Genomic DNA, 21,468 nt, shown 5'->3' with positions numbered 1-21,468 from the left:
GTTGTTAAGTGTTCGGTAAGCGTAGCGGAACAGACACCGACCTTCGGGCGCCCAAGCCCGGCGCCGTGTCGCTCGAGCCTGCCCCGGCTCAGGCGCCGACGGTGTCGCGCGCTCCGCCTCCGCCGGCCGTCGCCTCGCCGCCGCTTGCGCCCGCCAAGGCTCCGCCGCCTCCGACCATGGAGAGCCGGCGTTCGGACAATTATTACGAGGTCAAGGCGACCATCTTCGGCGCGCTGATCGAGGCCATCGACCTCGCCCAGCTCGCCAAGCTCGATTCGGAGTCCGCGCGCGAGGAAATCCGCGACATCGTCAACGAGATCATCGCGATCAAGAACATCGTGATGTCGATCGCCGAGCAGGAGGAGCTGCTCGACGACATCTGCAACGACGTCCTCGGTTACGGCCCGCTCGAGCCGCTATTGTCGCGCGACGACATCGCCGACATCATGGTCAATGGCGCCAACACCGTCTACATTGAGGTCGGCGGCAAGATCCAGCGTACCGGCATCCGCTTCCGCGACAACCAGCAGCTTCTCAATATCTGCCAGCGCATCGTCAGCCAGGTCGGCCGGCGCGTCGACGAATCCTCGCCGATCTGCGACGCGCGCCTCGCCGACGGCTCCCGTGTCAACGCCATCGTGCCGCCGCTGTCGATCGACGGCCCCGCGCTCACCATCCGCAAATTCAAGAAAGACAAGCTGACGCTGGATCAGCTCGTCAAGTTCGGCGCGATCACGCCGGAAGGCGCCGAGATCCTTCAGATCATCGGCCGCGTCCGCTGCAACGTGCTGATTTCCGGCGGTACCGGCTCGGGCAAGACGACCCTGCTCAACTGCCTCACCAACTACATCGAGCACGACGAGCGCGTCATCACCTGCGAGGACGCCGCCGAGCTCCAGCTGCAGCAGCCTCACGTGGTGCGGCTGGAAACCCGTCCGCCCAACATCGAGGGCGAGGGCCAGGTCACGATGCGCGAATTGGTGCGCAACTGCCTGCGTATGCGTCCCGAACGCATCATCGTCGGCGAGGTCCGCGGACCCGAAGCCTTCGACCTGCTGCAGGCCATGAACACCGGCCATGACGGCTCGATGGGCACGCTGCACGCCAACAACCCGCGCGAGGCGCTGTCGCGCTGCGAATCCATGATCACGATGGGCGGCTTTTCCCTTCCGTCGCGAACTATTCGCGAGATGATCTGCGCCTCGATCGACGTCATCATCCAGGCCGCGCGCCTGCGCGACGGCTCCCGCCGCATCACCCACATCACCGAGGTGATGGGCATGGAAGGCGACACCATCATCACCCAGGACATCTTCCTCTACGACATGGTCGGCGAGGACGCCAACGGCAAGATCATCGGCCGGCACCGCTCAACCGGCATCGGCCGTCCGAAGTTCTGGGAACGCGCCCGTTACTACGGCGAGGAGAAGCGCCTCGCCGCGGCGCTCGACGCGGCGGAAGTCGCGCCGAAGACGTGAGCAGATTGGCAGCGCCATGAACATGCAGGTCCTCGCCCTCGCCTTCCTCGCCACCGCAGCAGTTGGTGGCATCGCCTGGGTATTCCTCTATCCGGTGCTGTCTGGGGAGCGAAAGGCGGAAAGCCGCCGTGCCTCGGTCGCGCGCGCCGAAGCGCCCACGGCCCGGCAGGCCGAGAAAACCCAGCGCTCTCGCCGCGAGCAGGTCGAGTCCACGCTGAAGGACCTCGAGGCGCGGCGCGCCCAGGAGAAGAGCGCTCCGCTCAGCGTCCGCCTGTCGCAGGCCGGGCTCGACTGGACGCCCCAGAAGTTCTGGACCGTATCCGCCGTGGTGGCCGGCGTTTTTTTCGCGGCCGCTATGTTCGCGGGCGGCGGCCTGATCGGCGCCGCCGGTCTTGCCTTTGCCGGCGGCTTCGGCCTGCCGCGCTGGGCACTCGGCTTCCTCAAGAAGCGTCGCGAAACCAAGTTCCTGGCTGCACTGCCCGACGCGGTCGACGTGATCGTCCGCGGCATCAAGGCAGGCCTGCCCTTGTTCGAATCGATCAAGGTCGTAGCCGCCGATTCGCCCGAGCCGCTGCGCAGCGAGTTTCTGGCCATCATCGAGACGCAGGCGATCGGCATGCCGCTGGGCGAAGCCTGCGCGCGGCTCTACGAGCGCATGCCGCTGCCGGAAGCCAATTTCTTCGGAATCGTGGTGTCGATCCAGCAGAAATCGGGCGGCAACCTCTCCGAAGCGCTCGGTAACCTCTCCAAGGTGCTGCGCGACCGCAAGAAGATGAAGGAAAAGATCCAGGCGATGTCGATGGAAGCCAAGGCCTCGGCCGGCATCATCGGCTCGCTGCCGCCGATCGTGATGTTCCTTGTCTATCTCACGACGCCGCAATACATCTCGGTGCTTTGGACTCATCCCACCGGCCAGCTGATGCTGGTCGGCTGCGTCGTCTGGATGTCGATCGGCATCCTGGTGATGAAGAAGATGATCAACTTCGATTTCTGACGGTGTCGCATGGTCGAATTCCTCGTCTCGAAACTGCACGACGTCCGTTTCATGACCATGCTGCTCGCGGCCATCGCCGCGAGCGCCACCGTCTATACGCTGGTGATGCCGTTGTTCGCCGGCGAGGGCCTCTCCAAGCGCATGAAGGCGGTGGCGAGCGAGCGTGAACGCATCCGGCAGCGCGAGCGTGAGCGTCTCAACAAGAGCGAGAAGGTTTCGCTGCGCCAGACGCCGAAGCAGCTCGTCTCGAAGGTGGTCGAGGACTTCAACCTGACCAAATGGCTCGCGCAAGAGGCTGCGCGGGACAAGCTCATCATGGCAGGTTACCGCGGCCAGGCGCCCTACATCACCTTCCTGTTTGCCCGCATGGTCGCCCCGATCGTGTTCTTGATCGGCTCGGCCCTCTACGTGTTCGTGATCGGAAACATGCAACAGGCGATGCCGATCAAGATCGGCATCTGTATCGGCGCCGCCTATCTCGGCCTCCAGGCGCCGATGCTGTTCCTCAGGAATGCGATCTCCAAGCGCCAGCTCTCGATCAAGCGTGCGTTTCCCGACGCGCTCGATTTGCTCCTGATCTGCATCGAATCGGGCATGTCGGTCGAGATGGCATTCCGGAAAGTTGCGACCGAGATCGTGGGCCAGTCGATCGCGCTGTCGGAGGAGTTCACCCTGACCACGGCCGAGCTGTCCTACCTGCAGGATCGCAAGGTCGCCTATGAGAACCTGGCACGGCGCACCGGGCTCGAGGGCGTCAAGTCGGTGTGTCTGGCGCTGCAACAGGCGGAACGATACGGCACTCCGCTCGGCCATTCCCTGCGCGTCATGGCGCAGGAAAATCGCGACATGCGCATGAACGAGGCCGAGAAGAAGGCGGCCGCGCTGCCGCCGAAGCTCACGGTGCCGATGATCCTGTTTTTCCTGCCTGTGCTGTTCGTGGTCATTCTCGGACCCACCGCCATCAAGGTCACCGAGATGCAATGAGCCGGGCTGGACCGTACGGTCCGCCACCAAGGCCAGGAAGTCAGATGATCAGCCGGGCTGGCTCAGCGAAGCGACCGGCGTCCGCTTCGGCGCGCCGCGCGGGGCCTCGCTACGGCTCAGCATCTCCTTGAGATAGGCGACATTGGCCGCAGCTTGGTCCGGCGGCAGGTCCGCCTTGACGATGGTCTCCGCCTCCGCGAAGCGGCCCTGCAGGCCGACGACCAGGCCGAGATTCTGCCGGACCCGGGCGCTGGCACGCGGCGAGGCATGCGCCTGCCGCAGCGCCTCTTCCGCCTTCGGCAGCTCTTTCGACAGCATGTAGGACAGGCCGAGGTTGGAGAGCACGCCGGGATCACCCGGTGCGATCTTGAGCGCGCTCGCGTAATAGGATCGCGCCTCCTCATGACGGCCCATCTGGTCGAGCGCGGTGCCCTGCACGGAGAGTAGGCGCCAGTCCGGATTGTCGGGCGAATGCGCCTTCGACAGCACGTCGAAGGCCTGCTGGAAATTGCCGTTGTCGGCGAGTGCGCGGCCGTACTGGGCAAGCAGCGCCTTGTTGCCGGGGTTGGCGATGGTCGCCTGCTCGAGCACGGCGGCGGCCTGGGCGCGCTGGCCGTTGGCGCGCAAGGCCTGTCCATAGGCGAGCGCTGCGTCGGCATCTTTGGGATTGGCGCGGTAGCGCTCGCCATAGGCTTCGACCGCACGCGCCGGATCGGTGGGCGCGCGATCGGCGGAGGCCGCGTCCGCCCGGGGGCCGACCGAGCCCGTCACCTCCGAGAGCTTCGACATCGCCGTGCAGCCGCCGAGGCTCATCGCCACCGTCGCGACCAGCGACGTCGAAGCAAGTAGCCGGGTAAGCCTGATCCGTTGACGCATGACGCTTTGACTCTCGAGCTGCTCGATCGAGCCGAACGTGTCAGCAGTAGAATGTTAACCCTAACGGCCGGTTAACAGCGCTCAGACGCGCTTCTCTCACGCCGGCGATGGTTGCGGCGGCGCTTTGCCGCCGAGGCCGAGATCGGGGCCGAGCGCCTGCACCTGCTGATCCAGCTCCAGCAGCAGTTTCAGCCTCTGCCGCCCCCGCCGCTGAACGTCGACACCTTCAGAAGGCAGCCGCGGCACCTGACGCAGGAAGTCGTTACAATTGATCAGGCCTCTCCCGTAGAGCTCATCGAGCTGAGCGCGATCGATGCCGAGCACGTCAGCGGATTGCTCGATCAATCGGCCGAGCAACGTCTTCACCGCGGCGAGCGCGTCGCTGTCGAATCCCGGCCGGGATCTCGCGGCCTTACGCTCGAGCTCCGCCCAGGCATGGGCCGAGACCATGTAGGTGTAGAGCGCTATCGCCCAGTTCGGCTCCGCCTCATCGTAAAAGCTGCCACGCATGAACAGCCGGCGGACGATCGCCGCGACCTGGTCGCGTTTCAGTGTGCGGGACGAGGCCGCCTCGATCGCCGACTGGACGGCCGGGTCGCGGGAAAAATCCCGCCCCGCCGGCAGCCTGATGACGCCGCCCGGCAGGTTGGAATCGAGCGGCCTGAAGGCCGCATCGTTGCGGAGCCTCGTATAGCGGGCGATCGCGAAGCGGTGCTCGTTGCGGCCGGCATGGGACGCGGGGCCGAAATGGACGAGGTTGAAACGGGCATCGTCGCCGGCTTGCCCGGTCGAGGACGGACAGGAGAGCACGTAGATCGTGCGCCAGAACGCCTCACCGCTCTCGCTCGACGTCGCACGCGGATCGGGGATGGAATAGCGGGTCAGCCCCTCGACATGGCGATGACCGTGCAGAACCAGATCGACATTGAGCGAGGTGGCGGCCTCGAGAAAGGTCGCGGGTGCGGCGAGATACATCAGCGGCTCGTCCGGCATGCCTAGAAAGCGCTTTCCTTCGCCGGTGGCCTGCGGCAGTGGGTGATGGTGCAGGGCCAGCACACGAACCAGATTTTCCGCCGGCTCGGCGTAGTCGGCGCGCCCGGCCGAGCCGATGCTTCCCGCGACCTCGGCGCTCAGCCGGGCGGAATCGGCGACCATCGCCTTGTAAGCGCTCTCGTCGATCTTGCCGCTCGCGAGCGCCTTCAAGTTGGCGCGATTGGAATCGAGCAGCACCAGGTCGAGGCCTGCCTGACGGTAATAGACATTCTTCGCCGTCCGCGGCAGGTGCAGGTAATCGTAGGCGTCGTGACGGCCCGCACGCTGGCTCGGCCGCTTGACGTCGTGATTGCCTGCCACGGCTTGGATGTCGGTGAATAGCCCCGTCTGCCGGAAGCATGCGATGACGGCGAGCGCCTCGTCGAGCGCGCGCGGCGTTGGGTCGTCCACCAGATCGCCCGTGATCAGCAGGATGCGATCGGGAACATTCGCGGCAGCCGCCATCTTCTCGCAAATCGCGGCCCTGAGCGTCTCGATGGCCGGAAGCAGCCGGCCCGACCCGTCCAGATGCAGGTCGGAAATCTGCGCAACAACGAACGATCTATCCATTTTGCGCCGCTCATCTGCATATGCTGCGCCGCCCAAACAATGAGAAAAATGCTTCGACGAGCAGATTCAGCCGTATCGACCCAACCTGGGCAGGCACCATGCCGCCGCGTGTCTGCGTTCGGGTTCATGCAGAACAAGCGACACAATCTAAAATGTTCGTCGATAATGCCACAACCGAAGCGCTAGTAAAGCCCTGGGGCCGTGGCGTTGCGAACGGCAGCTCTCGGCGTGAGATACGAGATTTGTCCGCGGACGGTTTCGTCGCGCCCGGTCGATACTCGATGGCAAGCCGCTCGCGGATCTCGTCGAGCGCATCGAACCGCATGCCCACCTTGCGGCGAGTAGCGGCTCGCTGAACGGTGACGGCAAAGCCGATTGCAGCGGCGGCCAAACTCTGCGAAGTCTCGTCCGTTCGCATGACTCGCCTGAACTGACGATCCGGACCCGCCAATGCCTTCTGTCTTCGAGACGTCATCCACCGCCACCCCGATCACCTTCGTCACCAAATCGAGCTGGGATCAGGTCGCCGAAACGCTGCCGCCGGCGCGACGCCAGTTCGCGCGTGCCAGCGCCTTCGCCGCCAAGCCGGGCAGCTATCTGGCGCTGCCCGCGAACGACGGCACCATTGCGCAGGTGCTGTTCGGGCTCGAGGAAGAGGATGCAAGATCGCGCGACCTGTTTCGGCCCGGCGCCCTGCCCGGCCTCTTGCCGCCCGGCACCTATCGGTTTGCCAATGCACCGCACGATGCGCGGCTGGCCGCGCTCGCCTTCGCATTGGGTTGCTACCGCTTTGCCCGCTACCGCAAGGCAGATCGCCCCGAGATCCGGCTGGTGCCGCCTGACAGTGTCGACGCGGCCGAGATCGAGCGGATTGCCGATGCGGCAATGCTCGCGCGCGACCTCATCAACACGCCGTCCAACGACATGGGCCCGGATGAGCTCGCCGCGGCCGCGCAAGCGCTCGCCGCCGAGTTCGGCGCGAGCTTTTCCTGCACCGTCGGCGAGGAGCTGGCGAAGAACTTTCCGCTGATCCACGCCGTCGGCATGGCCTCCAGCCGCGCGCCACGGCTGATCGACATCATCTGGGGCGATCCTGATCATCCCAAGGTGACGCTGGTCGGCAAGGGCGTCTGTTTCGACACCGGCGGGCTCGACCTGAAGCCGTCGAGCGGCATGCTGATCATGAAGAAGGACATGGGCGGCGCCGCCAACGTGCTGGCGCTGGCGCGCATGGTGATGGATGCGAAGCTGAAGGTGCGGCTGCGCGTGCTGATCCCGGCGGTGGAGAACGCCGTCGCGGGCAATGCCTTCCGTCCGCTCGATATCTTCACCTCGCGCAAAGGGATCACCGTCGAGATCGGCAATACCGACGCCGAAGGCCGCCTCGTTCTCGCCGACGCGCTGGCGCTGGCCGATGAGGAGAAGCCCGATCTGCTGATCGACCTGGGCACGCTGACCGGCGCGGCCCGCGTCGCACTGGGGCCGGATCTGCCGCCCTTCTACACCCATGATGAGACGCTGGCTGCCGACCTCGCGCGCTGCGCGATGAGGGAGAACGATCCGTTGTGGCGCATGCCGCTGTGGCCGCCTTACGATGCCTGGCTGGACTCCAAGACCGCCACCATCACCAATGCACCCTCGGGCGGTTTCGCCGGCTCGATCACCTGCGCGCTGTTCCTGCAACGCTTCGTCGAGCACGCCAAGAGCTGGCTCCATGTCGACATCTATGGCTGGACGCCGTCGGCGAAGCCGGCGCGGCCCGAGGGCGGCGAATGCCAGGCCGCACGCGCCATCTACGCACTGCTGAGCGAGCGCTATGCCTGATCCAGGACACGACCCGAGGCTGACGCCGGCGCGGGGCGACCTTGCCGCCAAATATCTCGAAGGCAAGGTCGAGGCGCAGCGCTTCGTCGAGGGTGACGAGTTCGAGGTCGTCGAGCCGATCGCGCCCATACGCGAGCAGCCGTCCTCGAACGCGACGTTGATGACCGAAGCGCTGCGCGGCGAACGCGTCACCATCTACGACCGCAACGGCGAGGGTTGGGCCTGGGGCCAGCTCAGTAGCGATGGCTATGTCGGCTGGCTCCCGGATGCGGCGCTCGCAAAACCGTCGGCTGCCGCAACGCACTTGGTCGGCGCACTGCGGACGTTTGCGTTCCCCGGCCCCTCGATCAAGCTGCCGCCGGCCGACACGCTCGTGATGGGATCGAAGCTTGCCGTGGCGCGCGAGGACGGCAGCTTCGCCGTGACGCACGACGGCAGATATCTGCCGAGAACGCATCTCATCCCGCTCGATCATCGCGAGCCGGATTTCGTCGCGGTGGCCGAGCGCTTCGTCGGCACGCCCTATCTCTGGGGCGGCAAGAGCAGCTTTGGCATCGATTGCTCCGGCCTCGTCCAGGTCTCGCTGACATCAGCCGGGATCGGCTGCCCGCGCGACAGCGACATGCAGCTCGCCGGTCTCGGCCGCACGCTGGAGCCGCACGAGCGGAGCAGCTCGCAGCGCGGCGATCTGATCTTCTGGAAAGGTCATGTCGCCATCGTGCGCGACGCCACCACCATGGTTCACGCCAATGCGCATCACATGGCAACGGTGATCGAGCCGATCGAGCCGGCGATCGCGCGGATCAAGGCGGCTGGCAGCGAGGTCGTCGCGATCAAGCGGCTCTGACGGAGCGCTACGTCGCCACCGCCCCGTTCCCGGCCGTCTCCAGCCGGAACGCGGCCGCGAACAGCGCTCGGGTATAATCCGTCTTCGGATTCCTGAACAATTCGGCCGCCTGCCCCTCCTCGACCACCTTGCCGCCGCGCATCACGATGAGGTGGCTGGCGAGCGAGGCGACGACACGCAAATCGTGCGAAATGAACATGTAGGTGAGCTCGCGCTTGCGCTGGAGCTCGCGCAACAGATCGACCATCTGCGCCTGGAACAGCATGTCGAGCGCGCTGGTCGGCTCGTCCAGCACGACGAAATCAGGCTCCAGCACGATCGCGCGCGCGATCGAGATGCGCTGACGCTGGCCGCCGGAGAATTCGTGCGGATAGCGGAAGCGCGTCTCCGGATTGAGTCCGACATCCTCGAGTGCCTTGACCACGCGCGCCTCGCGTTCCTCGCGCGAGAGCGCCGGCTGATGCACGGACAGGCCCTCGGCGATGATGTCGGCGACCGACATGCGCGGTGAGAGCGAGCCGAACGGATCCTGAAACACGATCTGCATGTCGCGCCGGAAGGGACGCATCTCCTTGAAGCGCAGGCCCTGGATGTCGTTCCCTAAGAACACGATGCGTCCGTTCGAGGAGATCAGCCGCAGCAGCGCCAGCCCCAGCGTGGTCTTGCCCGAGCCGGATTCGCCGACCACGCCGAGCGTCTCGCCCTTGCGTACGGCGACACTGACCCCATCGACCGCCTTGATGTGACCGACCGTTTTGCGCATCAGGCCGCGCTTGATCGGGAACCAGACTTTTAGGTCATTGGCCGACATCACCACCGGCGCATTCGGCTGCGGCGGCGCCGGATCGGGCTTGGGCTCCGCCGCGAGCAGGTCGCGTGTATAGGGATGTTTCGGGGTCTTGAAGACCTGCTCGACCGGACCCTGCTCGACGATCACGCCGCCCTTCATGACACAGACGATGTCGGCGATCCGGCGCACGATGCCGAGATCGTGGGTGATGAACAGCAGGCTCATGCCGAGCCGCGCGCGGATCTCGGCGAGCAGCGCCAGGATCTGCGCCTGCACCGTGACGTCGAGCGCCGTGGTCGGCTCGTCCGCGATCAGAAGATCCGGCTCGTTGGCGAGCGCCATCGCGATCATCACGCGCTGGCGCTGGCCGCCGGAGAGCTGGTGCGGATAGCTGTTCAGCCGCGTCTCTGGATCGGGAATGCCGACCTGGGTCAAGAGCTCCAGCGTCCGCTTGCGGGCCTGCGCATTGCTGGTCGGATTGTGCAGCTGGATGATCTCGCCGATCTGCGCCTCGATCGTGTGCAGCGGATTGAGCGAGGTCATCGGCTCCTGGAAGATGATGGAGATGTCGCTGCCCCTGATCTCCCGCATCTGCTGCTCGGACTGGTCGATCAACTCCTGGCCCTTGAAGCGGATGCTGCCGGACGGATGGGAGGCATTCGGATACGGCAGCAGCTTCAGGACCGAGAGCGCGCTGACCGATTTGCCGGAGCCGGATTCGCCGACCAGCGCCACGCATTCGCCGCGCTTGATCTGGAACGAGACCTTGTCGACCGCAAGCGTGGTGGCGCCGCCCTGGTGAAAGGCCACCGAGAGGTCGCGAACGGCGAGCAGGGGCTGGTTGATCGCATCCATGGCCTTACCTGAACGTCTTGCGCGGGTCGAAGGCGTCGCGCACGGCTTCACCGATGAAGATCAACAGCGAGAGCATGATCGCGACCGAGAAGAAGCCGGAGAAGCCGAGCCACGGTGCCTGCACATTGGCCTTGGCCTGCGAGAGCAATTCGCCGAGCGAGGGCGATCCCGGTGGCAGGCCGAAGCCGAGGAAATCGAGCGCCGTCAGCGTCATCACCGAGCTCGAAACGATGAACGGCAGGAACGTCATGGTCGCGACCATCGCGTTAGGCAGCAGGTGGCGGAACATGATCAGAGGATTGGAGACGCCGAGCGCACGTGCCGCCTGGACGTATTCGAAATTGCGCCCGCGCAGGAATTCGGCCCGCACGAGGCCAACCAGCGAGACCCAGGAGAACAGCAGCAAGATGCCGAGTAGCACGAAGAAACCGGGCACCAGCACCGAGGACAGGATCAGGAGAAGATACAGCGATGGAATCGCGGTCCAGATCTCGATGAAACGCTGGAAGATCAGATCGACCCAACCGCCGAAATAGCCCTGCACCGCACCCGCCGCGATGCCGATGACCGACGAAACGATGGTGAGGCAAAGGCCGAACAGCACCGAGATGCGGAAGCCGTAGATCAGCCGCGCCACCACGTCGCGGCCCTGATCGTCGGTGCCGAGCCAATTGTATTCGAGATCGCGGCAGCTCTTCAGTCCCTTCTTCTCCACCACCGGCTTGCACTGCTTCTCCGTCAGCATCCAGGTCGGCGGCGACGGCGCCGGCGTCGGCAGATCGAGATTGTGAGTGTCATAGGAGTAACGGATCAGCGGCCAGACGACGCTGCCGCCCTTGTCCTTGATCAGCTTCTGCAAGTACGGGTCGCGGTAATCGGCCGCCGTCTCGAAATCGCCGCCGAACGTCGTCTCCGAATAGGTCACGAAGGCCGGCCAATATAGCCGACCGTCGAACTTGATCAGGAAGGGCCGATCGTTCGCGATCAGCTCGGCGAACAGCGAGATCACGAACAGGCCGATGAAGATCCAGAAGGACCAGTAGCCGCGGTGGTTCGCCTTAAAGTTCTGCCACCGCCGCCGGTTAAGCGGCGATGGAGCGAACGGCTTGCCCGTGATCGGAACGGCATCGCCGAGCGGCGACTTCGCTGTGGTCTCAATCGGCGTCGGCGCGGTGATCGTCATCAGACCTCCCGCGCTTCGAAATCGATCCGGGGGTCGATCCACATATAGGTCAAGTCGGAGATCAGGTTGATCACGAGGCCGACCAGCGAGAAGATGTAGAGCGTGCCGAACACCACGGGATAGTCGCGATTGAGCACGCTCTCGAAGCTGAGCAGTCCGAGCCCGTCCAGCGAGAAGATGGTCTCGATCAGCAGCGAGCCGGAAAAGAAGGCGTGGATGAAAGTGCCGGGGAAGCCGGCGATCACGATCAGCATCGCGTTGCGGAAGACGTGGCCATAGAGCACCCGGTTCTCGCTGCAGCCCTTGGCGCGGGCGGTCATGACGTATTGCTTGCGGATCTCATCCAGGAACGAGTTCTTGGTCAGGAACGTCATGGTGGTGAAGGCACCTAGCCCCATGGCGATCAGCGGCAACGTCAGATGCCAGAAATAATCGATGATCTTCCAATACCAGGGAAACTGCGACCAGCCGTCCGAGGTCAGTCCGCGCAGCGGGAACCAGTTGAAGAAGGAGCCGCCGGCAAACAGGATGATGAGGAGAATGGCGAACAGAAAACCGGGGATGGCATAGCCGAGCACGAGCACCGTCGAGGTCCAGGTGTCGAAGCGCGCCCCGTCGTTCACGGCCTTGCGAATGCCGAGCGGGATCGAGATCAGGTAGGTCAGAAGTGTTAGCCAGAGGCCAAGCGAGATCGAGACCGGCAGCTTTTCCTTGATGAGCTGCAGAACGCTGACGTCGCGAAAATAGCTCTTGCCGAAATCGAAGCGGGCGAAGTTCCACACCATCAGCAGGAAGCGTTCCGGCGCGGGCTTGTCGAAGCCGAACTGCACTTCCAGCTTCTTGATGAAATCGGGGTCGAGGCCCTGCGCGCCGCGATATTTCGAGTTGACGGAATCGCCGCCCGCACCGACCTGCCCCGGCGCGCGCTGCGCAAAATCGCTGCCGCCCGATATGCGCGAGGTGCCGCCGGTGTCGGCGCCCGAGAGCTGCGCGATCACGCGTTCAACCGGGCCGCCCGGCGCGAATTGCACCACGACGAAGGACACGAAGAGGATCCCAAGCAGGGTCGGAATCATTAGCAGGAGGCGGCGGGCGATATAGGCGCTCATGGCTATTTTGCCTGCTCGAGCTTGGCCGCCTTGGCGGGCTCATACCACCAGATGTCGGGCGCGCCGACGCCGTTGGCATAGCGCGGCAGCTTCGGCGGATGTCCGAACTGATCCCAATAAGCCAGCCGGTGCGTCTTGTTGTACCATTGCGGCACCCAATACCGGCCGGCGCGGAACAGGCGATCGAAGGCGCGGCAGGCGACGGTCAGGTCTTCGCGGCTGTCGGCCGCCATGATCTTCTCGATCATGGCGTCGATCGCCGGACTGGCGACGCCAGCCAGATTGTACGAGCCCTTGGTGTTTGCGACCTGCGAGGAGAAGAACGCGCGCATGGCATCGCCTGGCGTCGCCGACATGCTGAAGCGCTGGATGGTCATGTCGAAATCGAAATCTTCCTGCCGGGCTTTGTGCTGTACGGCATCGACGAGGCGCACGCTCGCTTCGATGCCGAGCGTCGCGAGATTCTTGATGTAAGGCGCGTGGTGCGGCTGGAACGAGGGCTCATCCAGCAGGAACTCGATCTTGAACAATTCGCCGTTCGGCAGCACCCGCTTGCCGTCCTTGATGGGCACGCCGGCCTCGGTCAGCAATTGCTGCGCCTTGCGGAGCAGGCTGCGGTCCTGTCCGGAGCCGTCGGAGGCCGGCGGCGTGAACGGCGCCGCGAACACCTCGTCAGGAACCTGGCCGCGAAACGGCTCCAGCAGCTTCAGCTCTTCCGGCGAAGGCGGCGCATTGCCGGCCATCAGGTCCGAGTTCTGGAACGGCGACACCGTACGAGCGTAAGCGCCGTACATGATTGTCTTGTTGGTCCATTCGAAATCGAAAGCGTTGATCAGGGCCTCGCGCACGCGGGGGTCTTTGAATTTGTCGCGCCGCGTATTGATGAACCAGCCTTGCGCACCGGAGGGCGTATCGTCGGGCACGACCTCCATCTTGACTCGGCCTTCCTTCACCGCGGGGAAGTCATAGCGCGTCGCCCAGATGCGCGAAGTGAACTCCTCGCGATAAAGATAGCTCTTGCCGGTAAAGCCCTCGAAGGCGACGTCGCGGTCGCGATAGAATTCATAGCGGACGACATCGAAATTATAGCTGCCGCGGCAGGGCGGCAGATCAGCGGCCCACCAGTCCTTCACGCGCTCGAACTCGATGTAGCGATTGACCTCGAACCTGCCGACCCTGTACGGGCCCGAGCCGAGCGGAATCTCCAGCGACGATTCATCGAACGGGCGGGAGGCGTAGTACGCCTTCGAGAAGATCGGCAGGCTGGCGACATAGAGCGGCACGTCGCGTGCACGCCCCTTGGCGAAGGTGACGACGAGCGTCGCATCGTCGAGGGCTTCGGCACTGACCATGTCGCGCATCTGCACGGTGATCAGCGGATGCCCCTTGGTCTTCAGAGTCGTCAGCGAATAGGCTGCATCGTGGGCAGTGAGCCTGGTCCCGTCGTGGAATTTCGCCTCGGGTCGCATCGCGAAGCGGTAGACCAGCTTGTCCGGCGATATCTGCACGGATTTGGCCGCCAACCCGTACATTGCGTCGGGCTCGTCAGCTGCGCGGATCATCAGCGGCGAGAACGTCATACCCATACCTTGTGCGCCGTCGCCTTTCAGGATGAACGCGTTGAGCGAGTTGAAGGTCTGGTAGGACTGATTGTAGGCCCGCACCGACGGGATCAGCGAGAACGTGCCGCCTTTCGGCGCGTCGACATTGACGTAATCGAAATGACGGAAGTCGGCGGGATATTTGAGATCGCCGAATGCCGACATGCCGTGCGCCTCGGTCGCCGCTTCCGATGCTCGCGCGCTGCGCAGCAGCGGCGCGCCGACGGACGCCCCGAGGGCGCCGCCAACACCCAGGACCAGCACATGGCGGCGTGACATCTGCGTCATGCGGGGATTGTCCTTCACGATTTCTTTGCGATCCGTGCCGCCTTGTCTGCGTCGTACCACCAGATGAACGGGAAGCCGGACAGACCATACCTGGGCAATTCCGTCGGCCGGCCGAAGCGATCCCAGCGCGCGGTGCGCACCTTGTTGTAGGTCCATTGCGGCACGACGTAGTGATTCCACAGCAACACGCGGTCGAGGGCCTTGGTGGCCGCGACGAGATCGTCGCGATCAGTGGCGTAGATCACCCGCTCGATCAGCTTGTCCACGGCCGGATTCTTGATACCGGCGATGTTGCGCGACCCGGCGATGTCGGCCGATTTGGAGGACCAGAACTCGCGCTGCTCGTTGCCCGGCGATTGCGACTCGCCCCAGGAGTTCGTCACGATGTCGAAGTCCCACTCGCGCGTCCTGTTCTCATACTGGGTCGGATCGACCGTCCGAACGCTCACCGCAATGCCGAGCCGCTCCAGCGACGGCTTGTAGAACAGCGTAATTCGTTCGAAGCTGGGATCCGAGTTGAGCAATTCCAGCGAGAACTGCGCACCGGTCTTGACGTCGACCAGCTTGCGATCTCGCACCTCGTAGCCGGCTTCCTTGAACAGGCGCAGCGCCTCACGCAAATTGTCGCGCACCGCCTCCGGATTACCCCCGACAGGATTGGTGTAGGGCGTCGTGAAGACCTCGGGCGGTACCTGGGCGCGGACGGTCTCGAGAATTTCGAGCTCCTTACCCTGCGGCAACCCCGTTGCCATCAGCTCCTCGATGCCGTCGAAATAGCTGCTGATGCGCTTGTACTGGCCGTAGAAGATCTGCTTGTTCATCTCCTCGAAGTCGAACGCGTAGTTGAGCGCACGACGCACGCGCGGATCGCTGAACTTGGCGCGGCGCAGGTTCGGCACGAAGGCCTGCATCACGCCCGAGCTGCGATTGACGAATTCCTCGAGGATCACCCGCTTTTCGGTCACGGCCGGGAAATCATAGGCGGTCGCCCAACTCTTCGCGCTGTTCTCGGTGCGCCAATCGACCTGGTCGGCCTTGAAGGCCTCGATCGCAACGGTGCCGTCGCGAAAATATTCGTAGCGCAGCTCATCGAAATTATTGCGGCCCACATTGATGGGAAGATCGCGGCCCCAATAGTCCTTGACGCGCTCCAGCGCGATCGAGCGTCCTGCGACGAATTCCTTGACCTTGTAAGGGCCCGAGCCGAGCGGCACTTCCAGCGTGGTGGTGGAGATGTCGCGCTTGCGGCCCTGCGCGTCCGTCCCGTCCCACCAATGTTTCGGAAGGACGATCAGCTGTCCCACGATCAGCGGCAGCTCGCGGTTGCCGGGTGCGTCGAACACGAACTTCACGTCACGCTCGCCGACCTTCTCGGCCTTCACCACATGGCTGTAATAGGCCGAGTACATCGGATGGTTCTTCTTGAAGGAATCGAGCGAGAAGATCACGTCCTCCGGCGTAACAGGCTTGCCGTCATGCCATTTCGCCTGCGGGCGCAGGCGATAGGTGACGAAGGAAAAATCGTCGGGATGGCTGACCGCTTCGGCCAGCGCGCCGTATTCGGTCGAGACCTCGTCGAGCGACTGCGTCAGGAGCGATTCATAGATGAACGCGACGGCACCAGCGACCTGGCCCTTCACGCCCGAGACAACGATGTTGAAATTGTCGAACGTGCCGACGGCGATCTGGCGCGCGACACCGCCTTTGGGGGCGTCCGGATTGACGTAGTCGAAGCGCTTGAAGTCGGCGGGGTACTTGACCTTTCCGAACAGCGACAGCGCGTGGCGCCAAGGCAACCCGCCGGAAGGCAGCTCAGTTGCGGATTGCGCATGCGCCACGCCGACGGGAACGCCCGCGAGGGAGCCAAGGGCTGGAAGCGCTGCGGCTGCAGTGCCGGTGAGCAGGAGATCGCGTCGGGTAATGGCCAAATCAACATCCCTGTCTTGAAGGAGGCTACTCCTTTAAGTTCCCAATATAGGCGAGGTTTCGACCGAATATGTTGCTTTTTCCTCATCTTGGAAGCCCGGCCGGCCTATCGGATGCGGCCAAACGCCCCGATAACGTCGCCGCGAGGCCCGGATAAGGAAACGGCCAGACTTTTCAGCCTGGCCGTATTCGAGCGCCGGTTCTTGGGACCTTATTTTGACGCCGTCGGCAGCGGCTGAGGTTTCTCCGACTGCGAATTCAGATAGGCGATGATATCGGCACGCTCGGAATCCTTGGCAACACCGGCAAAGCCCATCGCGGTGCCCGGAATGAAGCCCTTCGGATTGGCGAGGAACTTGTTGAGGTCGTCGAAGCTCCAGTTGCCACCCTTAGCCTTGATGGCTGCCGAGAAGTTGAAGCCACCACGGCCCTGGCCCTTGGGCTCGCCAACGACGCCATAGAGGTTCGGACCGACCCGGTTCGGGCCGCCCTTCTCGAAGGTGTGGCAGGCGCCACACTTCTTGGCGGCCGCGGCGCCCTTCTCGACGGAGGCGGTTTGGAGCAGCTTTTCGATCGGTTCGGACGGTGCGGCGGCGGCGCCCTCCTTGCCGGAGCCGGCATCTTGCTTGACCGCGATCTCGAAGCCCGGCTTTTCCGGCATCTTGGGAGAGAACAGCGCGCTCGCGGTGAAGCTCGTCACCAGCAGGAAGAGACAGGTGCCGAACACGGCGCCGAGAATCTTGTTGAGTTCGAAAGAGTCCATTTCCGGCCAGGCCCCACCGCAAGAAGGAAACAGCGGCCCGGATGGCCGCAGGACGAGCCTCGGAGAATCAAACGTTCCTTATTGTTTCCCCGAGTTTTGCCATTGAGATATCGGTTTGCCCGGGGTCTGGCAACCCGTATAAGCGACCCGGCTTCAGGCCCGTCCCCATCCCATGTCCCGGTGCGGAAAACGCTCCGTTTTCAGGCTCTTGACCTCAGACCTTTGAACCCGATGATCGATCCCCGCATCCTGGTGCTGATCCCGGCTCGCATGGCCGCCACCCGCCTGCCCGGCAAGCCGCTCGCCGATATCGCGGGATTGCCGATGATCGTGCATGTGCTGCGCCGTGCCGAGGCCGCCGCAATCGGCAGGGTCGCGGTGGCCACCGACACCGACGAGATCGCCTCGGTCGTGACCGCCCATGGCGGCGAGGCCGTGATGACCCGCGGCGACCACCCCTCCGGCTCCGACCGCATCCACGAGGCCATGCAGAAGCTCGATCCCGAGGGCAAGGCCGAGATCGTGGTCAATGTCCAGGGGGATTTCCCGACCATCACGATCGACAACATCCGCGAGGTGCTGCCGCCGCTGCAAGACCCGGCCGTGGACATCGCGACGCTGGCCTCGCGGATCCACACCGAGGAAGAGGATCTCGCCCCAAGCGTGGTGAAGGCGATCGGAACCTCGGTTGGCGGCAGGCGGATGCGCGCACTTTATTTCACCCGCGCGACCGCCCCGACCGGCGACGGACCGCGTTATCACCATATCGGCCTCTATGCCTTTCGCCGCGCCGCGCTGGAGCGCTACGTCTCTCTTCCGCCGTCTCCGCTGGAATTGCAGGAGAAGCTCGAGCAGCTCCGGGCGCTTGAGGCCGGAATGCGCATCGATTTCACCATCGTCGACACCGTGCCCCGCGGGGTCGATACGCCGGCGGACCTCGAGACCGCGCGCAGCATCCTTTCCAAATCCTGAGCCGCTGCTACAAGGCCGAGCATGAGCAAGATGAAGATCGCATTCCAGGGCGAGCCTGGCGCCAATTCCCACATCGCCATCGTCGAGGCCTATCCCGACGCCGAACCGATGCCCTGCGCCACATTCGAAGACGCGCTGTCGGCGATCTCGTCGGGCGAGGCCGATCTCGGCATGATCCCGATCGAGAATTCGGTCGCCGGCCGCGTCGCCGACATCCATCACCTCCTGCCGGCGTCCGGCCTCTTCATCGTCGGCGAATGGTTTCTGCCGGTCCGGCATCAGCTGATGGCCGTGAAGGGCACCAAGCTCGAAGACATCAAGAGCGTCGAGAGCCATGTGCATGCGCTCGGCCAGTGCCGGCGCATCATCCGCAAGCTCGGCATCAAGCCGATCGTGCATGCCGATACCGCCGGCAGCGCCCGCGACATCTCGGAGCGCAAGGACAAGACGGTGGCCGCGATCGCCTCGCGCCTTGCTGCAAAGATCTACGGTCTCGACATCCTCGCCGAGGACATCGAGGACGAGGCCCACAACACCACGCGCTTCGTGGTACTGGCGCGCGAGCCGAAATGGGCTCCCCAAGGCGCCGGGCCGCTCGTCACGACTTTTGTTTTCCGGGTGCGCAATTTGCCGGCGGCGCTCTACAAGGCGCTCGGCGGCTTCGCCACCAACGGCGTCAACATGACCAAGCTCGAGAGCTACATGGTCGACGGCAATTTCTTCGCTACGCAGTTCTATGCCGACGTCGACGGCCATCCCGATGACAAGGGCCTCGCCTTCGCCATCGAGGAGCTGAAATTTTTCTCGCGCGAATTCCGCATTGTCGGCGTATATCCGGGCCATCCGTTCCGCGCCACGTTCAGCGAAGTGCAGGATTGATCCCTCACCCTCCCCTGGAGGGGTCCGGGAGAGCGCAGCTCGCCCGTGGGTCGCTCCCCATGGAGCGCAGCGCGATGCGTAGCGGGGTGGGTGACGGTCTCTCCACGTCGAATACTGCCCGAGTGGAGAGATCACCCCACCCCGCTCGCGCTGCGCGCGATCGCGCCCCCCTGGGGAGGGTAAGCTACCCCGCCGCTCTGAGCCCGAACGCCTCCGCCAGCAGCGAATACGACTTCTTTCGCGCTGCGTGCTCATACACCGCCGTGATCACCATCAGCTCGTCCGGCTTGCTTGCGTAGATCAGCGGCTGCAGCTTCTTCTGCACCGTCGCGGGACTGCCGACGAACAGGCGCGAGCGGTTGCGCAGGATCGAGGTGCGCTCGGCGTCCGTATACGGATAGGCCATCGCCTCCTCGACGCTCGGCAGCGGCAGATATTGACCGCGGTCGCGGCGAAGACGGTTGAGGTCGAAGGACGAGGCGAGCCTTTCGGCCTCCTCGTCGGTATCGGCCGCAATGACGGCGACCGCGAGAATGGCATGTGGGCTCGCACGCCAGGCCGAGGGTTGAAAGCGATTGCGGTAATGCACCATCGCATCGATCGCGTCGTGGGACGCGAAATGATGGGCGAAGGCGAAGCCCATGCCGACCTGGGCGGCCAATTCCGAGGAATAATCGCTGGAGCCGAGCAGCCAGATAGGCGGCAGTCTGGTGTCGTCGGGCATTGCGACGACGTTGTTGTAGGGGTGCCCCGCGGGGAATTCGCGCGTCTCCCACAGGATCAACTCGTGCAGCCGCTCCAGGAAATCGTCGCCCTCGCGGCGGTCGAGCCGGCTCCTGAGCGCGTAAGCCGTCGCACCATCGGTGCCCGGCGCGCGGCCGAGACCGAGATCGATCCGGCCCGGAAATAGCGCCTCCAGCATCTTGAAGCGCTCAGCGATGACCAGCGGCGCATGGTTGGGCAGCATCACCCCGCCGGAACCGACGCGGAGGTGCTTCGTCACCGCCGCGATCTGGCCGATCATCAGGTCGGGCGCGGGGCTCGCGACGGAGGCGAGATTGTGATGCTCGGCGAGCCAGTAGCGGACATAGCCGAGGCCATCGACGTGACGCGCCAAATCGATGCTGTTGCGCAGCGCCGCGGCGGGCTTGGTGCCTGATGTGACGACGGAGAGGTCGAGGACGGAGAGCGGGATCATCGCGGCTTAACGTAATCGAGGCGGTCGCGGCGACAATGGGCAGGCTGCGCAGGCCTGACGTGTACGGACGGGCTGGCACGCCAGCGGCTGGAGTTGGGACAACCGCCGCTACTTTGCAGACGATTCTGATCTGCCCACCAAGAAAATCGTTCATAAAAGATGGCTCACGAGAGATAATATCTGAAAATTCAACACATTATGTCATGCAGCGCGCTTCCCACCCAAAACATGATTCGCAAGAATGACCCGTCTAACTGCACCTGAATGGGCAACTTCCCATGCATGATGGGCTGTCGATCAAGGGGCCTTTGCCGTATTTTAGCTCTCCGAGGCTAGACCCCGATTGCCGGCCTGACATTGGAGTGAGTGGCGCCATGACTGACCTGACGACGCCTGCGACAGCCGACCGGCAGGACAGGCACCTGAAGCGGCCCGCGATCTCCTTCGAGTTCTTTCCGCCGAAGACGGAAGAGATGGAGCGCAATCTCTGGGAGACCATCAACCGGCTGGCCCCGCTCGAGCCGAAGTTCGTCTCGGTGACCTATGGCGCCGGCGGCTCGACCCGCGAGCGCACCCATTCGACCATCACGCGCATCCTGAAAGAGACCGCGCTGCTGCCGGCGGCGCACCTGACCTGCGTCGGTGCTTCGCGCGGCGAGATCGACGAGATCGTCGACCGTTATCACGAGGTCGGCGTCCGCCACATCGTGGCCTTGCGCGGCGATCCCGTCGGCGGCATCGGCACGCCCTATTCGAGCCATCCCGAGGGTTATCAGAGCTCGGCCGAGCTCGTCGCCGGCATCAAGAAGCGGCACGGCGACATCGAGGTCTCGGTCTCTGCCTACCCCGAGAAGCACCCCGAAGCGCGCGACTTCGATGCCGATATCGACACGCTCAAGGCGAAGGTCGATGCGGGCGCGACGCGCGCGATCACGCAGGTGTTCTTCGACAACGATCTCTACTTCCGCTATCTCGACCGCGTGCGTGCGCGCGGCATCGACATCCCCGTAGTGCCGGGCATCATGCCCATGCACAACTTCAAGCAGGCGCGCAATTTCGTGACCCGTGCCGGCACCACAGTGCCCGACTGGTTCGCGGCGAAGTTCGAAGGGCTCGATGACGATGCCGAAACGCGCAAGCTGGTGGCCGCGACCGTTGCGGCCGGCCAGGTGCAGAAGCTCGCCAAGCACGGCGTCGACACCTTCCATTTCTACACCATGAACCGCGCCGATCTCGTGTTCGCGATCAGCCATTTGCTCGGCATTCGCGCCAAGAGCGCGCAGAAGGCGGCGTAAGAGA

Annotated in this window: 17 protein-coding genes; 8 read left to right on the top strand and 9 right to left on the bottom strand. The window is 64.3% G+C overall.

The annotated features are described in order from the left end of the window. The first annotated feature begins 8 nt into the window (after window positions 1–8). Genes ACTEK7_RS18660 through ACTEK7_RS18650 form a run of 3 tightly spaced genes read left to right on the top strand, consistent with a single transcriptional unit; the run spans window position 9 to window position 3,456 of the window. The gene (locus ACTEK7_RS18660) at window positions 9–1,478 is read left to right on the top strand and encodes a TadA family conjugal transfer-associated ATPase (RefSeq protein ID WP_036036829.1); all 1,470 of its coding nucleotides are present in this window, start codon (window positions 9–11) and stop codon (window positions 1,476–1,478) included. A 16-nt stretch (window positions 1,479–1,494) separates the two neighbouring features. Then, complete coding sequence (locus tag ACTEK7_RS18655; RefSeq protein ID WP_057028159.1) at window positions 1,495–2,472, top strand: type II secretion system F family protein; 978 nt, start codon at window positions 1,495–1,497, stop codon at window positions 2,470–2,472. 9 nt (window positions 2,473–2,481) lie between these two features. Further along, window positions 2,482–3,456 (top strand): type II secretion system F family protein, encoded by a 975-nt coding sequence (locus ACTEK7_RS18650; protein WP_036021591.1) that lies wholly within the window; start codon window positions 2,482–2,484, stop codon window positions 3,454–3,456. Window positions 3,457–3,504: 48 nt separating this feature from the next. Here ACTEK7_RS18650 and ACTEK7_RS18645 read toward each other — a convergent pair whose 3' ends face one another. Then, window positions 3,505–4,332 carry a tetratricopeptide repeat protein gene (locus ACTEK7_RS18645; RefSeq protein WP_036021589.1) on the bottom strand — a complete coding sequence of 276 codons (828 nt, stop codon included), beginning with the start codon at window positions 4,330–4,332 and terminating at the stop codon, window positions 3,505–3,507. Window positions 4,333–4,428: 96 nt separating this feature from the next. Next, a complete protein-coding gene (locus tag ACTEK7_RS18640; protein ID WP_225146390.1) occupies window positions 4,429–5,934 on the bottom strand; it encodes a metallophosphoesterase family protein in 1,506 nt (501 codons plus the stop codon). Between the two features lie 450 nt (window positions 5,935–6,384). Between ACTEK7_RS18640 and ACTEK7_RS18635 the strand changes: the two genes are divergently transcribed. Together ACTEK7_RS18635 and ACTEK7_RS18630 are read left to right on the top strand one after the other, a co-directional pair. Next, window positions 6,385–7,758, top strand: coding sequence for a leucyl aminopeptidase family protein (locus ACTEK7_RS18635; RefSeq protein ID WP_225146389.1), 1,374 nt, complete (start codon window positions 6,385–6,387; stop codon window positions 7,756–7,758). Beyond that, window positions 7,751–8,605, top strand: coding sequence for a C40 family peptidase (locus ACTEK7_RS18630; RefSeq protein ID WP_109142425.1), 855 nt, complete (start codon window positions 7,751–7,753; stop codon window positions 8,603–8,605). Before ACTEK7_RS18635 ends, ACTEK7_RS18630 begins: the two co-directional genes overlap by 8 nt. 7 nt (window positions 8,606–8,612) lie before the next feature. Here ACTEK7_RS18630 and ACTEK7_RS18625 read toward each other — a convergent pair whose 3' ends face one another. The 6 genes from ACTEK7_RS18625 to ACTEK7_RS18600 all read right to left on the bottom strand — a co-directional run bounded on the left by ACTEK7_RS18625 (window position 8,613) and on the right by ACTEK7_RS18600 (window position 17,120). Further along, complete coding sequence (locus ACTEK7_RS18625; RefSeq protein WP_225146388.1) at window positions 8,613–10,250, bottom strand: ABC transporter ATP-binding protein; 1,638 nt, start codon at window positions 10,248–10,250, stop codon at window positions 8,613–8,615. 4 nt (window positions 10,251–10,254) lie between these two features. Continuing rightward, window positions 10,255–11,433 (bottom strand): ABC transporter permease, encoded by a 1,179-nt coding sequence (locus ACTEK7_RS18620; protein WP_035998035.1) that lies wholly within the window; start codon window positions 11,431–11,433, stop codon window positions 10,255–10,257. After that, window positions 11,433–12,542, bottom strand: coding sequence for a microcin C ABC transporter permease YejB (locus tag ACTEK7_RS18615; RefSeq protein ID WP_035998032.1), 1,110 nt, complete (start codon window positions 12,540–12,542; stop codon window positions 11,433–11,435). Before ACTEK7_RS18615 ends, ACTEK7_RS18620 begins: the two co-directional genes overlap by 1 nt. 2 nt (window positions 12,543–12,544) lie before the next feature. Continuing rightward, the gene (locus ACTEK7_RS18610) at window positions 12,545–14,431 is read right to left on the bottom strand and encodes an extracellular solute-binding protein (protein WP_057028564.1); all 1,887 of its coding nucleotides are present in this window, start codon (window positions 14,429–14,431) and stop codon (window positions 12,545–12,547) included. A 14-nt stretch (window positions 14,432–14,445) separates the two neighbouring features. Further along, window positions 14,446–16,359: an extracellular solute-binding protein gene (locus tag ACTEK7_RS18605; protein ID WP_225146387.1), complete on the bottom strand. Its 1,914-nt coding sequence runs from the start codon at window positions 16,357–16,359 to the stop codon at window positions 14,446–14,448. A 209-nt stretch (window positions 16,360–16,568) separates the two neighbouring features. Then, window positions 16,569–17,120 (bottom strand): c-type cytochrome, encoded by a 552-nt coding sequence (locus ACTEK7_RS18600; RefSeq protein ID WP_035998026.1) that lies wholly within the window; start codon window positions 17,118–17,120, stop codon window positions 16,569–16,571. A gap of 231 nt (window positions 17,121–17,351) precedes the next feature. On the opposite strand from ACTEK7_RS18600, the gene ACTEK7_RS18595 reads away from it, so the two are divergent. Together ACTEK7_RS18595 and ACTEK7_RS18590 are read left to right on the top strand one after the other, a co-directional pair. Then, a complete protein-coding gene (locus ACTEK7_RS18595) occupies window positions 17,352–18,092 on the top strand; it encodes a 3-deoxy-manno-octulosonate cytidylyltransferase (protein ID WP_035998024.1) in 741 nt (246 codons plus the stop codon). A 21-nt stretch (window positions 18,093–18,113) separates the two neighbouring features. Then, on the top strand, window positions 18,114–18,971 hold the full coding sequence (locus tag ACTEK7_RS18590; RefSeq protein ID WP_057028168.1) for a prephenate dehydratase: 858 nt from the start codon (window positions 18,114–18,116) through the stop codon (window positions 18,969–18,971). A 184-nt stretch (window positions 18,972–19,155) separates the two neighbouring features. Here the strand turns inward: ACTEK7_RS18590 and ACTEK7_RS18585 are convergent, their stop codons facing one another. Continuing rightward, entirely contained in the window at window positions 19,156–20,169 is a 1,014-nt protein-coding gene (locus tag ACTEK7_RS18585; protein WP_225146386.1) for an LLM class flavin-dependent oxidoreductase, read from the bottom strand. Window positions 20,170–20,543: 374 nt separating this feature from the next. Here ACTEK7_RS18585 and metF point away from each other — a divergent pair, with 374 nt between their 5' ends. Then, the gene (metF, locus tag ACTEK7_RS18580; RefSeq protein ID WP_225139323.1) at window positions 20,544–21,464 is read left to right on the top strand and encodes a methylenetetrahydrofolate reductase [NAD(P)H]; all 921 of its coding nucleotides are present in this window, start codon (window positions 20,544–20,546) and stop codon (window positions 21,462–21,464) included. The last annotated feature ends 4 nt before the right edge of the window (window positions 21,465–21,468 follow it).

The sequence above is a fragment of the Bradyrhizobium sp. JHI2711 genome, from assembly GCF_056156565.1.
The sequence above is the reverse complement of the archived record's forward strand: the minus strand, read 5'-3'. Positions and strand labels throughout refer to the sequence as shown.